11 protein-coding genes are annotated in these 13,733 nt (G+C 62.2%); 10 read left to right on the top strand and 1 reads right to left on the bottom strand.

Annotated features, from left to right (window positions below; translation table 11 throughout):
* Nucleotides 1-101 precede the first annotated feature (101 nt).
* From OIL88_02780 to OIL88_02820, 9 genes are all read left to right on the top strand, one after another.
* Complete coding sequence (locus OIL88_02780; protein HJI71299.1) at nt 102-632, top strand: DUF6036 family nucleotidyltransferase; 531 nt, start codon at nt 102-104, stop codon at nt 630-632.
* Nucleotides 629-1,192: a hypothetical protein gene (locus OIL88_02785; GenBank protein HJI71300.1), complete on the top strand. Its 564-nt coding sequence runs from the start codon at nt 629-631 to the stop codon at nt 1,190-1,192. The genes OIL88_02780 and OIL88_02785 overlap by 4 nt, the downstream gene beginning before the upstream one ends.
* Nucleotides 1,193-1,243: 51 nt before the next feature.
* Nucleotides 1,244-2,599: a DNA recombination protein RmuC gene (rmuC, locus tag OIL88_02790; protein HJI71301.1), complete on the top strand. Its 1,356-nt coding sequence runs from the start codon at nt 1,244-1,246 to the stop codon at nt 2,597-2,599.
* 126 nt (nt 2,600-2,725) lie between these two features.
* Nucleotides 2,726-4,528 (top strand): ABC transporter ATP-binding protein/permease, encoded by a 1,803-nt coding sequence (locus OIL88_02795; GenBank protein ID HJI71302.1) that lies wholly within the window; start codon nt 2,726-2,728, stop codon nt 4,526-4,528.
* A gap of 63 nt (nt 4,529-4,591) precedes the next feature.
* Nucleotides 4,592-5,257 (top strand): endonuclease III, encoded by a 666-nt coding sequence (gene nth / locus OIL88_02800; GenBank protein HJI71303.1) that lies wholly within the window; start codon nt 4,592-4,594, stop codon nt 5,255-5,257.
* 157 nt (nt 5,258-5,414) lie between these two features.
* Complete coding sequence (gene mfd / locus OIL88_02805) at nt 5,415-9,047, top strand: transcription-repair coupling factor (GenBank protein HJI71304.1); 3,633 nt, start codon at nt 5,415-5,417, stop codon at nt 9,045-9,047.
* A 57-nt stretch (nt 9,048-9,104) separates the two neighbouring features.
* Complete coding sequence (locus OIL88_02810; protein HJI71305.1) at nt 9,105-9,968, top strand: phosphatase PAP2 family protein; 864 nt, start codon at nt 9,105-9,107, stop codon at nt 9,966-9,968.
* Between the two features lie 45 nt (nt 9,969-10,013).
* The gene (locus OIL88_02815; GenBank protein HJI71306.1) at nt 10,014-11,039 is read left to right on the top strand and encodes a beta-eliminating lyase-related protein; all 1,026 of its coding nucleotides are present in this window, start codon (nt 10,014-10,016) and stop codon (nt 11,037-11,039) included.
* 77 nt (nt 11,040-11,116) lie between these two features.
* Nucleotides 11,117-11,698, top strand: a complete 582-nt coding sequence (locus OIL88_02820; GenBank protein HJI71307.1) for a GNAT family N-acetyltransferase — start codon at nt 11,117-11,119, stop codon at nt 11,696-11,698.
* A 35-nt stretch (nt 11,699-11,733) separates the two neighbouring features.
* Here the strand turns inward: OIL88_02820 and OIL88_02825 are convergent, their stop codons facing one another.
* Nucleotides 11,734-12,456: a GntR family transcriptional regulator gene (locus tag OIL88_02825; protein HJI71308.1), complete on the bottom strand. Its 723-nt coding sequence runs from the start codon at nt 12,454-12,456 to the stop codon at nt 11,734-11,736.
* Nucleotides 12,457-12,661: 205 nt separating this feature from the next.
* Between OIL88_02825 and OIL88_02830 the strand changes: the two genes are divergently transcribed.
* A complete protein-coding gene (locus OIL88_02830) occupies nt 12,662-13,654 on the top strand; it encodes an SIS domain-containing protein (GenBank protein HJI71309.1) in 993 nt (330 codons plus the stop codon).
* Nucleotides 13,655-13,733: the final 79 nt, after the last annotated feature.

The raw sequence follows: 13,733 nt of genomic DNA on the forward strand, positions 1-13,733 counted from the left end.
AGGATGTAGGGATTATCGCCACGAGCGGAATTCTTGCATCCTGTTGGTCCTGTCGTGCGACTGAATAGTATTATTGAAGTTGAATAATAATAGGATTTGTTATGTATAAGCAGGATTTAGAGCAGACTCTGTTGGGCATTGACGAAGAGGCAGAGCTGGAAATAGGTCCAAGAGACGACAGACCGAGCGTTGTATTGGTGGGAGGAAGCGCCTTCATGCTAAACGATGTGACGAATCGTTCGGTTACACATGACATCGATGTGTTTGAGGCGGACAGGTGCCTCCGCGAGATCATAGCTCGATACCCCGAGGTGAATGGTATGGCGGTGGCATATTGTAATCAGATGCCATTCAATTACGAAGATCGTTTGATCCCCTTGGATATTGGGGCGCGTTTTATCAGGTACTTTACGCCATCCTTGGAGGATCTGGCGGTAATGAAGCTCTATGCCTTCCGTCCGAACGACATCATCGATCTTCATAGTCAGGCATTCGTCGACCGACTTGATTGGGGGCTGCTCGAACGGCTTATATTCGACGAGGGAGAAGCACTGGCGTCGTCGCCTTCGGAGCGGAGTTATCAAGAGATGGTCTGTGCATACAGGCAATACAAAAAGGAGGTGCTCGGTTGAATCTGACCTTTGAGGGATTCTTAAAAGGCTATTGCCGAGAGCTATCCGGACAGCAGTCGCTCAGTTTTAGAAAACTGGTTAAGCAAGCGACGACGGTTGCGCCGCGCGTGGCGGAGCCCCTGTTTTTGCTCGCTTTGGCACAGGGTAAAGCCGAATACGTTCTGGGCTTATCCGAGGGTTCGTGGATGGAAGAGGGCTACCGAGGCGTTTTGTCCTTGTACGCCCAAACGGGTAGCCTGGCATCTCTATGCGCCGAGGATAAACTTCCTAATCGTTATGCCAACGTTTGGCGTGCGTATAGAGCGGTGAAGGAAAAGCCAGTGGCGGACAGAAGGATCAACGCCCTGATGCGAAAAAGAACGTTGGGAGCGCTAGAGGAATCGGGCGTAACGCGCTACGGTCTCTGCCGCGATTTGAATCTGAATAAGGGAAACGTGTACGCATATTTAGCCGGTGATGACTCAAAGGTGAGCAGGGAGACGGCGCGCCGCATTATGGAATATGCGGAGGAGAGGGGCGCCCAAGAAGGGACCGGGCGCCCGGTGCGTATGGCGGGGTAAGATTGATCGCGGTTTTGATCGGTGCTCGATTGGGTTTGTTGGGCGGAGTTTATGTCTGCTATTGATATTGTGCTTGTTGTGATCGCCTTGGTGGCGGTGGGGGTTGCTGTGGCTTGCGCCCTCCAGCTCAAGAGCCTGCGTGCCGAGCTGCGGGAGCGTGGCGACAGTAGCGCGGAAACGCTGGTAGCGCTCGAGCAGGCCAACAGCACGCTCGACACCCTGAACGTCGCGTTGGCCGAAACCCGCCGCACGGCAAATGCCATCGCGCAGCAGCAGACGACCGACGCCGCCGTAGAGCAGCAGCGCTACCTGACCATTGCGCGCGAGTTCTCGCAGGCCGGCGACCGTATGGATGACCTGCGCCGCGAGACGGCCCAACAGCTTGGCGCCAACCGCGAAGGCATCGAGCATCGCCTGGACAAGGTGCGCGAGACGGTCGATGCTCAGTTGGGCGCCATCCGCAAAGACAACAACGTGCAGCTCGACCAAATGCGTGCGACGGTGGACGAGAAGCTCTCTCGCACACTCAACGACCGACTGTCGGCATCGTTTAAGCAGGTGAGCGACCAGCTCGAGGCCGTGCACAAGGGCCTGGGCGACATGCAGTCTATCGCCACCGGCGTGGGCGACCTTAAGCGCGTGCTGGGCAATGTCAAGGCGCGTGGCATTTTGGGCGAGGTGCAGCTGGGCGCGATCCTGGCGGACATCCTTACGCCCGACCAGTATCTGGAAAACGTCGCCACCAAGCCCGGCGCCTCGGAACGCGTTGAGTTTGCCGTCAAGCTGCCGGTAGACGAGGGCGACCCCGTGCTGCTGCCGATCGACTCCAAGTTTCCGGGCGACGCGTACGAGCATCTGCTCGACGCCCAGGAGTCTGGTGACGCTGAGGCCGTCGCCGCAGCGCGCAAGACGCTCGATACGATGGTGAAACGCGAGGCCAAGGACATCTGCGAAAAGTACCTGAGTGTGCCGGCAACGACCAACTTTGGCATCATGTTCGTGCCGTTTGAGGGGCTGTACGCCGAGATCGTCAGCCGCCCCGGGCTTATCGAGATCCTGGGCCGCGACTATCACGTCAACGTAGCCGGTCCCAGCACCATGGCGGCCATCCTCAATAGTCTGCAGATGAGCTACCAGACGTTTAGGCTGCAAAAACGTACCGACGACGTACTGCGCGTGCTCTCCGCCGTCAAGGCCGAGCTGCCGCGCTATCAGGCGGCGCTGCGCCGCGCCCAACAGCAGATCGAGACCGCGGGCAAAACGGTCGAGGGCATCATTACCACGCGCACCAACGTCATGGAGCGCAAGCTCAAGGACATCGACGCGCTGGAGGATGCCGACCAAGCCGATGAGATTTTGGGGCTCACATCCGCGGAGCTGCTCGCAGGCCAAAAAGACGAGGACTAGCTGCATCTGACGGCGGGGCGCCGGTGTAAACGCGGGTGCCCCGCTGCTTTTCGCATCGTGCTTGCCTGAAGTGCGCTTCAATGTGCAACAATGGCGTTTCGCCCTATCAGACGCGAAAGGAAGCCCATGTCTCAGAGAAGCACCAGTCCGCTCAAACGCTCCACCGTGCGCCGCACGCTGCAGCGTTTTTGGGACGTCACGCGCACGCAGCCGCTGATCGTCTTTCTCTCGGTGTTCTCGTCGGCGGGCTACATCTTTTTGCTCACGTTTGCCAACACCTACGTGATGGCCCTCATCGTCGACCGCGTCCAGGCCGGCCCCGTGGCGGGTGAACAGGTGTTTGAGGTCTTCGGCCCCTATATCCTGGCGCTCGTGCTCGTCAACTTGGCAGGCCAGATCCTCTCCAAGCTGCAGGACTACACCGTCTACAAGCTCGAGATTGCGGGCAACTATCACCTGGCGCGCCTGTGCTTTGACACGCTCTCCAATCAATCCATGACATTCCACACCAGCCGCTTTGGCGGATCGCTCGTGAGCCAGACGAGCCGTTTTATGAGCGGCTACACGGGTCTGGTGGACGTGACGGTGTATTCGCTCATCCCCACTATCACCTCGGTCATTTGCACGGTGGCGGCGCTCGCTCCGGTGGTGCCCACATTTACCGTGATCCTGGTGTGCATCATGGTCGTCTACATTGCGTTTGTCTGGCTTATGTACAAGCGCATCATGCCGCTTTCGGCCGCGACGTCCGCCGCGCAGAACAAGCTCTCGGGCGTGCTCTCCGACGCGGTCACGAACATCTTGGCCGTCAAGACCTGCGGGCGCGAGGACTTCGAACGCGATCTGTTCGACGCCGCCGATCGTGCCGCGCGCGACGCCGAGACGGTCTCGATGCACGCCATGATGCAGCGCAACTTTACGACATCGGGCCTTATCGTCATCACCATGGCCGTGGTGAGTGTGTTCGTGGCGGGCGGCAACGCGTGGTTTGGCATCTCGGCGGGCTCGCTCGTCATGATCTTTACCTACACCTATAACCTCACCATGCGCCTGAACTACGTGAGTTCCATGATGCAGCGTATCAACCGCGCTTTGGGCGATGCGGCAGAGATGACGCGCGTGCTGGACGAGCCGCGTCTGGTGGCAGACGACGAGAACGCCCCCGAGCTCAAGGTGCGCGAGGGCGCAATTGATTTTGAGCACCTGAGCTTTGCGTACCGTGACGCTGCGGCGGGCGAGAACGTGTTCGATGACCTGACACTTCATGTGGCGGCGGGCCAGCGCGTGGGCCTGGTGGGCAAATCGGGCTCGGGTAAGACGACGCTTACCAAGCTGCTGCTGCGCCTGGACGACGTGCAAGGCGGCCGCGTGCTCGTGGACGGCCAGGACGTCTCGCGCTGCACGCAGCAGAGCCTGCGCCGCCAGGTTGCCTACGTGCCGCAGGAGGCGCTGCTGTTCCACCGCTCCATTCGCGAGAATATCGCCTACGGCCGCCCCGACGCCACCGACGAGCAGATTCGCGAGGCCGCGCGCCTGGCCAATGCGACCGAGTTTATCGACCGCCTACCCAACGGCTTTGACACCATGGTGGGCGAGCGCGGCGTCAAGCTTTCGGGCGGCCAACGCCAGCGCGTGGCCATCGCCCGCGCCATCCTCACCGACGCGCCGATTCTGGTGCTCGACGAGGCGACCTCTGCCCTTGACAGCGAGTCCGAGGCGCTGGTGCAGGAGGCGCTCGAGAACCTGATGCGCGGGCGCACCTCCATTGTGGTGGCGCACCGCCTGTCCACCGTGGCGGCGCTCGACCGCATTGTGGTGCTGGCCGATGGTGAGATTGTCGAGGACGGCACGCATGCGCAGCTCGTCGAGGCGGGTGGCGAGTACGCGAGCCTGTGGAGCCGTCAGACCGGCGCATTCTTGGAGGCGTAAGCGTCTCGGACGTGGGACAATTGTGCCTATAAGTTTATTGTGCCGTTGAGCCGAGGAGTCGTTATGCCACGCGAGACCAATGCCGCCAAGCGCGAGCGCGCCATCGAGGTGTGCGAGCGCCTCAACCGTCGCTATGGCCCGGTCGAGTGCTTTTTGGACCACGAGAATCCCTTCCGCCTGCTGATCGCGGTGCTACTCTCGGCGCAAACGACCGACGCGCAGGTCAACAAGGTGACGCCGCGGCTGTTTGCCCAGTGGCCCACGCCCGAGGCCATGGCCGGGGCGAGCGTGGCTGACGTGGCAGACACCATCAAGTCACTCGGCTTCTACAAGAGCAAAGCCAAGCATGCCGTCGAGGCCGCGCAGATGATCGTCGCCGACTATGGCGGCGAGGTGCCGGCCGACATGAAGGAGCTTGTAAAGCTGCCGGGCGTGGGACGCAAGACGGCGAACATCGTGCTCAACGTGGGGTATGGCATCGTGGAGGGCATTGCGGTGGACACGCACGTCAACCGCATTGCGCACCGCCTGATGTTGAGTCCCAAGACGCATGCCAAGGAGCCGCTCAAGACCGAGCAGGATCTGCTCAAGATTTTGCCGCACGAGTATTGGGAGTCGGTCAACCATCAGTGGATTACCTTCGGTCGCGAGATCTGCGACGCCCGCAAACCCAAGTGCGGCGAGTGTCCGCTGGCAGATTTGTGCCCCAGCGTGCGCGTGACGGGGTAGGGCGGAACGCATCTTCGTCTGGCGTTTTTTGCGGGGCCGGGTTTGCCCTTGAGTCGGAGTCCTCTCCATGCGCTACCATGACAGACAATATATTTGACGTACGACCCGCCGAGCTTGCCCCGGCGGGCTTTTGGCGTTGCGATGCCGGAGGAACAGCATGCTCATTCACCGTATAGCCGCGCAGCTCTACACTGCCGAGGCGCTGCAGACCGTCGAGGCCGGGCTCGATGCCGGCGAGGACGTGACGCTGGCCGTGTCGCAGTCGGGCCGCACGCTCATGGCGGCCGCCCAGTTTGCGCGCCGTCCGCGCCCGACGGTCTACATCGTGAGCGGCGAGGATGCGGCCGATCGCGCTGCGCGCAGCCTTGCCGCCTATGTGGGGCTGGCGCGCGTGTGCCGCTTTCCCGAGCGCAAGGACTATCCGTGGCGCGAGCAGGCGCCCGACGATGCCGTGGTGGCGCAGCGCTGCGAGGCGCTCGGGCGCATCGTGCGCGGCGACAACTGCATTATGGTCGCCTCGGCCCGCGCACTGCTGCGCTGCGTGCCGCCGGTCGAGAGCCGCTACTGGGAGTCCACGACCTTTGCGGTGGGCGAGGAGATCCCTTTTGACGAGGTGCCGCGGCGCCTGGTGGGCATGGGCTATACCAATGCCGGTGCCGCCGACGCGCCCGGCCTGTTCCGCGTGCACGGTGATACCGTCGAGGTGTTCCCCGCGCAGGAGAAGGCACCCGTGCGCATTGAGTTCTTTGGCGACGAGATTGATCGCATCCGCCGCATGGTGAGTTCCACGGGGCAGACCATCGGCAACGAGGACAGCATCGAAATCTTCCCCTGCCGCGAGCTGGCGCTCACCGACGAGGCCGTTCACAACATGCACGTGGCGCTCTACCGCGCCAGCCAGGACGACAGTAAGCTGGCGGCGCTGCTCGAGATGGTGGATGCACGCATCGTCACGCCCGAGCTCGACCGCTTTTTGCCGGTGATGTACGGCCAGACCGTGAGCCCGCTGTCGCATGTGAGCGGCAAGGCGCTCGTGGTGCTGTCCGAGCCGCGCTCGCTGTTCGACGACTGCCTGCGCGCCTACGAGGATATCGAGGCGCGTGCCGGCGAGGCGGGGGTCGACCGTCTGGACGGCCTGTACGTGCGTGCCCAGCAACTCGACTTTGGTGCCCAGCAGCGCCTTAACTACGTGAGCTTGATTCGTGCCGGCGGTGCGGTGACGGCAGAGCTCAAGATTGAGCAGCCGGCCATCGCGGGCTCGGACAAACGCTTTATGACGCGCATCCAGGAGGTCGTGGGCAAGCGCTATGCCTGCGTGTTTGCCATCCCCGACCGCGGTGCGCGCGAGTCGATGGAGCTCACCTTTGGCGATGAGGGTATTACCTTTGAGGAGTCGCTGACGGCCGCGCCCGAAAACGCCGGCGCTATTGGCGACCGTGTGCGCGTGGCGGCGGCGGATTCTGCCGATCGTGCTGTCCGCCAGGATGCTCATGCTGCAATTCGCGAACGCAAGGCCGACGCGCTCAACGCCCGCTCGCTCGAGGCAGGTGCCGCCCAGGCTGCCGCCGGCGCCGCCGTGCCCACCATCTCGCGCGGACGCGTGACCTTTGTCGATGCCGCCTTGCCGCAGGGCGTGGTGGTGCCCGATGCCAACCTGGCCGTGTTCTCAATCGCCGACCTCAACGCCCGCATGGACGCCAACCGCGCGCGCAGCCGCCGCAAGGTGGACATTACGCAGATCACGTTCCCGTTTAAGCCGGGCGACTACGTGGTGCACGCCACTCACGGCATCGCGCTCTTTAGCGAGATCGCGCGCCAGGAAGTGGGCGGCAAGGAGCGCGACTACTTTTTGCTGGAATATGCCGACGGCGACAAGCTCTACGTGCCGCTGGAGCAGGTTGACCGCATTACGCGCTACGTTGGTCCCGACGGTGACAAGCCGCGCCTGACCAGGCTCAACACCGCCGACTGGACGCGTGCCACCAACAAGGCGCGCAAGAACGCCAAAAAGCTGGCGTTTGACCTGGTCGATCTGTATACGCGCCGCTCTTCGATTACCGGTATCGCTTGCCCGCCCGACACGCCCGAGCAGATCGAGATGGAGCAGAGCTTCCCCTACGACGAGACGCGCGATCAGCTGGAGGCCATCGCCGATATTAAGGCCGATATGGAGGCGCCCAAGCCCATGGACCGCCTGCTGTGCGGAGACGTGGGCTTTGGCAAGACCGAGGTCGCCCTGCGCGCGGCGTTTAAGTGCGTGGACTCCGGTCGCCAGGTCATGGTGCTCTGCCCCACGACCATTCTTGCCCAGCAGCACTACGAGACGTTCTTTGAGCGTTTTGCCCCGTTTGGCCTCGAGGTCGAGGTGCTCAGCCGCTTCCGCACGCCGGCGCAGCAAAAGCGCGCGCTCAAGGCGTTTGCCGAGGGCACGATCGATGTGCTTATCGGCACGCACCGCCTGCTCTCGGCCGATGTGAACCCCAAGAACCTGGGCCTGGTGATCATTGACGAAGAGCAGCGCTTTGGCGTGCAGCACAAGGAGCAGCTCAAGAACCTGCGCGAGCAGATTGACGTGCTCACGCTTTCGGCCACGCCCATCCCGCGTACCATGCAGATGGCCACGAGCGGCGTGCGCGACATGAGCCTGATCACCACGCCGCCCACCGGACGTCGCCCCGTGATCGTGCACGTGGGGGAGTACGACCCCGACGTGGTGAGTGCGGCGATTCGTCTGGAGGTGGGTCGCGGCGGACAGGTGTACTACGTGTCCAACCGCGTCAAGACCATCGACGACGCCGTGGCACGCGTGCACGAGGCCGCGCCCGAGGCGCGCGTGGGCGTGGCGCACGGCAAGATGAGCCCGCGCGAGGTCGAGGACGTGATGATCGAGTTCGCGACCAAAAAGATCGATGTGCTCATCGCCACGACCATCGTGGAGAGCGGCATCGACAACGCGACCGCCAACACGCTCATCATCGAGGACTCGCAGCGTTTGGGCCTGGCACAGCTCTACCAGCTCAAGGGCCGTGTGGGCCGCTCGGCCACGCAGGCCTACGCGTACTTTATGTTCCCGGGCGAGTTGCCGCTTACCGAGGAGGCCACGGCGCGCCTGACCGCACTGTCCGAGTTTCAGGACCTGGGCAGCGGCATGCGCATCGCCATGCGCGACCTGGAGATTCGCGGCGCCGGCTCGCTGATGGGCGCCGAACAGCACGGCAACCTATCGAGCGTGGGCTTTGACCTGTTTACGCAGATGCTGGGGCAGGCCGTGGCAGAGGCGCGCGGCGACGACGATGCCGGCGTGGAGGCGGCGAGCGTGGGCATTAACCTGCCGGCCGATTACTTCTTGTCCGAGGAGTACCTGCCGGCGGTGGACCAGCGCGTGCTCGTGTACCGTAGGCTTGCGGCGGCCGAGGACCTGGAGAGTATCGACGAGGTCCAGGAAGAGACCGAGGCCGCGCATGGCGAGCTGCCGTTGGCGGGACTCAACCTGTTCAACCGCGCGCGCATCCGCATTCGCGGCGAGCGCCTGGGGCTCGAGAGCGTTACGCTCAGCGGCGGGCGCATCACGTTTTTGGGCGTCGACGTACCCAAGAAGGTGGCCTTTGAGCTTAAGACCCGCTACGGTGCGGTGAACTTCCCCAAGAGCCGCAAGCTGTCGGTGCCCTACAAGGCCGGCGCCGGCGCGGGCAGCGGCCTGGGCCGCGGTCTCGACGCCAACGACGGCACCGGCCCCGTGGCGGCTGCCCTCATGCTGCTGCAACAGCTGGGTGCAAGCGACGACGACTAATTGGGTCGACGCTGCAAACGCCCCATTTGGGCAATCTGACCTCATCGAAAGGAAAGCATGTTCGGATACATCTATAAGAAAGATGTCGCCATGATCGCGGTTGTCCTGTGCCTTTGTCTGGGCGTGGGCAGCTTCTTCGATTACCAGATCTCGAGCGCGCTGTTCAACATCGGCAGCATGTACGGCCGCTTTATCGAGGCCGCCGGCGAGCTGCCGTTCGAGCTGACGGCGAGCATCGCGGGCGTCATGCTTGTGCGCGCGGCGCGTCCCGACTCCAGGGGGAGCAAATGGCTCGCCGTGCTCGGCATCCTTGTCAATGTCGGTCTGGCCGGCTACGAGATTATTTCGTCCCTGCGGGTTGGCGGCAAACTCATCGCGGCTCAGCTGGTGCTGACGTTTGTGCTGGTCATCGCCGCCAACCTCATCGTCTATCGCCTTACGCGTGACACCGACCCCGACGAGCTCACGCGCTGGGCGCTGATGGTGCTTGCCGTGTGGGTTGCCCAAGCCATCATCCTCAACGTGATCGTCAAACCGCTGTGGTCACGCCCGCGCATGCGCGTGATTGAGGTCACGCCGGGGCTCAATTTTCAGCCGTGGTGGGTAATCGGCAACCCCGACAAGTGGAGCTATATTGCGGCCGGCGTAATCAAGGACGGCTTTAAGTCGTTTGCGAGCGGACACACGGCGCACGCGGCGATCGGCCTTATGCTCGCCGGGCTTCCCGCGGCGGCCTTTACGGAAAAGCCTTCGCGTCGCCGCGTGGTCTTTTGGGCGGCGGCTGCGGTTGCGGCGCTCGTCGCCTTTGGCCGTATCGTGATCGGTGCACACTTTTTGACTGACGTGAGCTGCGGCTTTGCCCTGGTGTTGGCGCTTGAGTGCCTTGCCGCGCGCATTGCCTATCCTCACGGCGTACAATAGCCCCACCTGAATCATCTGGACGATACCTGGTAAGAGAGGATTGCCATGCTCGCGTTCAACAACGACTATTCCCACGGCGCACATCCGGCGGTGCTGCAGGCGCTCGTCGACACCAACATGGAGCCGCAGCCCGGCTATGGTACCGATGCGCACACCGAGCGTGCCAAGCAACTGATCCGCGAGGCCTGTCAGGCCCCCGATGCCGACGTGTTTTTGCTGGTGGGCGGCACGCAGACCAACGCGACGGTGATTGACATGCTGCTCGCGCCGTACGAGGGCGTGGTTGCCGCCGAGACCGGCCACGTTGCCTGCCACGAGGCGGGCGCTATCGAGTTTGGCGGCCACAAGGTGCTCACCATCCCCGGCTACGAGGGCAAGATGCACGCTGAGGATCTCGAAAGCTATATCCAGGTGTTCTACGAAAACGAGAGCTGCGAGCACATGGTGTTCCCGGGCGCCGTGTACGTGAGCCTGTCGACCGAGTACGGCACGCTGTACTCCAAGGCCGAGCTGGCCGAGATTTATGCGGTGTGCCAGAAGCGCGAGATTCCGCTGTTTGTGGATGGCGCCCGCCTGGCCTATGCGCTGGCGGCCGATGAGTGCGACATTACCCTGCCCGAGTTGGCACAGCTGTGCGACGTGTTCTACATCGGCGGCACCAAGTGCGGCGCCCTGTGCGGCGAGGCCGTGGTGTTTTGCGGCACGCACGCTCCGGCGCATCCCATTCCGCGCATTAAGCAGCACGGCGCGCTGCTGGCCAAGGGTCGCCTGACGGGCGTGCAGTTTGAGGCGCTCTTTACCGACGGCCTGTATTTTGAGATTGGCCGCCAGGCGATTGAGACCGCTCGGGCGCTGCGTCGCGTGCTGCACGAGCGCGGTTACCAGTTCTTCTTGGAGACGCCGACCAACCAGCAGTTTGTGATTCTGCCCAACGAGGACATGGCGCGCATTCGCGAGCATGCCTCGATTGAGTACTGGGAAAAGTACGACGAGACCCACACGGTGGTGCGCTTTTGCACCAGCTGGGCCACGACGCAGGAGGACATCGACGCGTTGGCGGCTGTCCTGTAGCTTGATGCAATGACGAGGGCCGTCCTACGCCTGGGTTTGGCGCAGGGCGGCCTTTGCTTTTGAGGGAGAAGGGTTGTATGACCGAGATGTCCGAGCCGACGATTCGCCTGGCGACGCCCGATGATGCGCCGGCGTTGCTTGCCATCTATGAGCCATATGTGCGCCAGACGGCGATTACCTGCGAATACGAGGTGCCGAGCGTTGAGGAGTTCGCTGGGCGCATCGAGCGTACGCTCAAGCGCTATCCGTATCTGGTGATGGAGCTGAACGGGCGTCCGGTAGGCTATGCCTATGTGAGCCCGCTTAACAGCCGCGAGGCATACGACTGGTCGGTCGAGACGTCGATCTATCTGGCGCGCGACGTGCGCCACGGCGGGCTGGGCCGCAAGCTACACGACGCGCTCAAGCAGTGCCTGATCGCGATGGGCATCACCAACATGTGCGCGCTCATCGCCGTGCCGCACGATAAGGACGACGAGTACCTGACGCACAACAGCCAGGATTTCCATGCCCATATGGGGTATCGCCTGGTGGGCGCCTTCGACTGCTGCGCCCAAAAGTTCGGCCGCTGGTACGACATGTGCTGGATGGAGCTGGTTCTAGCCGAGCGCATTCCCAACCAACCCAAACCAACCTGGTTCCCCGACCTCCTCGCCTAAAACCACCACAAAGGTGCCTATCCCTATTGTGGTGGTTAGCCGATGGGCTCGGTGTATTTGGCGCGGTCGGTGCGTTGGATGCGCTTGGAGACATGGAGCGGGCGACCGTCGGTGTCGTAGACGTAGTCGGTGATCAGGATCAGCGCCTGCCCGCGCTCAACGTTGAGCAAAAACGCCTCGTTTTGCGAGGCATAGCACACCTCAAAGGTCTTGTGCCCCTGTGCCGGCGCGCGATGGAATTCCTGGCGCAGCGTGGCGTAGAGCGAACCGTTGATATCGCGATCGATGAGCGACCCAAAGCTTGGCGGCAAATAGGTGGTCTCCAGGCACAGTGGCGCGTCGTCCAGGTAGCGCAGGCGGACAAGTTTGACGAGCTTGCTGCCCATGGCGGCGTCAAAGAACTTAGCTATGCTGCCGGCCGCCTTGGCAAAGCCCGAGTCCACGGTGCGCGTGGTGGGCTTCATGCCCTGACCCTGGACCTGTGCCGTATAGCTCGAAAACACCAGGTTGTTCTCGTGGAGCGCTGGCGTGTCGGCCACAAAGGCGCCACGTCCGCGCTCGGTGCGCACCAGGCCCTCGTCAACTAACACCTTAAGCGCGTGGCGCACGGTGCTGCGCGACAGCCCCGATTCGTCCATGAGTTCCATCTCGGACGGCAGCTTGTCTTCGCGCGCGTAGACGCCGGCGGCGATGCGGTCGCGCAGCGTACCCGCCAGACGCTCGTATTGGGCCAAGTTCTTTTTTGACGAAGTGCTCATGCGAACAACCTGTATCTAACTTGTATGCTTACTGAACCAAGCATGTATCCAACATGACAACAAAACCGCTGGTAATGGCTTGCCGAAAACTTTACCAGCAAAATTTCTAAGACAAATATAGCATACAACTAGTCGACATAACCAAAACATGTATGTAACTTGTATGCCATCGAGAGCATCAAACGAGAAGAAAGGCTGATGCACGATGACTACTCAGGAACAGGTTAAGGACGTCGTCTCTCAGGTTTTGGCTGACAAGGCAGACAAGGGCGGCATCAAGCGCGTCGTGTGGATTGGCGCCGGCGGATCCAACGGCGGCAACTATCCTGCCCAGTACTTTATGGAGCACGAGGCCACGCAGGTCGTGAGCTCCAGCTACACCAGCAACGAGTTCGTGCACGCCACCCCGGCCTACGTCAACGAGAACACCCTGGCCGTCGTCGTGTCCATGCGCGGCACCAAGGAGACCATCGTCGCCGCCCAGGTCGCCAAGGACCACGGCGCCAGCACCATCGCCATCTATGTTGACGAGTCCGGCCTCACCGAGGTCTGCGACTACAAGATCCAGTATGACAGCCTGGCCGTCGACGAGTCCTGCATGGGCCGTACCAACTCCGCCGTCGTGACCATGATCGCCATGGAGCTCACGCAGCAGACCGAGGGCTATGCCGAGTACGAGACCGCTATGGCCGCTTTCGACTTGGTCGACCCCATCTATCGCAAGGCCGTCGAGTACACCCGTCCGCTTGCTGCCAAGTGGGCCGAGCAGAACGCCGACAAGCCCTGCATCAACGTCATGGCTCAGGGTCCGCTCTTTGGTGCCGCCTACGTCTTTAGCATCTGCAACGTGCAGGAGATGCTGCAGATCGACTCCTGCACCATCAACACCTGCGACTTCTTCCATGGTCCTTTCGAGATCCTGGACAAGCGCACCTCGCTGTTCCAGCTCATCAGCGTCGGCCGCAGCCGCTGCAACGACGAGCGCGGCATCCGCTTCGTCAACCAGTACGGTGGCGAGCGCGTCTATCAGCTCGACGCCAAGGAGCTCGGCCTCAACGACATCAAGGACAGCGTGAGCGAATACTTCAACCACCTGATCTTTGCGCCGATTCTCAACAACGTGTACATGCGCGCGCTCTCTGCCGTCACCCACAAGGACTACATGACGCGCCGTTACATGTGGAAGCTGGATTACTAAGGGATAGAGCGGCCTAACAGCCCAATACCCCTCATAAGTTGCGGTGGAATAGTTCCTGTTTGGGGGCGTGAAGCCTCTG

It is taken from the genome of Coriobacteriaceae bacterium (assembly GCA_025992855.1).
In the GTDB taxonomy this organism is placed as follows: domain Bacteria; phylum Actinomycetota; class Coriobacteriia; order Coriobacteriales; family Coriobacteriaceae; genus Collinsella.

Bases quoted from the DNA above. Each gene is read 5' to 3' on its own strand.
- OIL88_02830 (HJI71309.1), top strand. From the start codon at position 12,662: ATGACTACTCAGGAACAGGTTAAGGACGTCGTCTCTCAGGTTTTGGCT.
- OIL88_02820 (HJI71307.1), top strand. From the start codon at position 11,117: ATGACCGAGATGTCCGAGCCGACGATTCGCCTGGCGACGCCCGATGAT.
- OIL88_02815 (HJI71306.1), top strand. From the start codon at position 10,014: ATGCTCGCGTTCAACAACGACTATTCCCACGGCGCACATCCGGCGGTG.
- mfd (HJI71304.1), top strand. From the start codon at position 5,415: ATGCTCATTCACCGTATAGCCGCGCAGCTCTACACTGCCGAGGCGCTG.
- OIL88_02810 (HJI71305.1), top strand. From the start codon at position 9,105: ATGTTCGGATACATCTATAAGAAAGATGTCGCCATGATCGCGGTTGTC.
- OIL88_02795 (HJI71302.1), top strand. From the start codon at position 2,726: ATGTCTCAGAGAAGCACCAGTCCGCTCAAACGCTCCACCGTGCGCCGC.
- rmuC (HJI71301.1), top strand. From the start codon at position 1,244: ATGTCTGCTATTGATATTGTGCTTGTTGTGATCGCCTTGGTGGCGGTG.
- OIL88_02780 (HJI71299.1), top strand. From the start codon at position 102: ATGTATAAGCAGGATTTAGAGCAGACTCTGTTGGGCATTGACGAAGAG.
- OIL88_02825 (HJI71308.1), bottom strand. From the start codon at position 12,456: ATGAGCACTTCGTCAAAAAAGAACTTGGCCCAATACGAGCGTCTGGCG.
- nth (HJI71303.1), top strand. From the start codon at position 4,592: ATGCCACGCGAGACCAATGCCGCCAAGCGCGAGCGCGCCATCGAGGTG.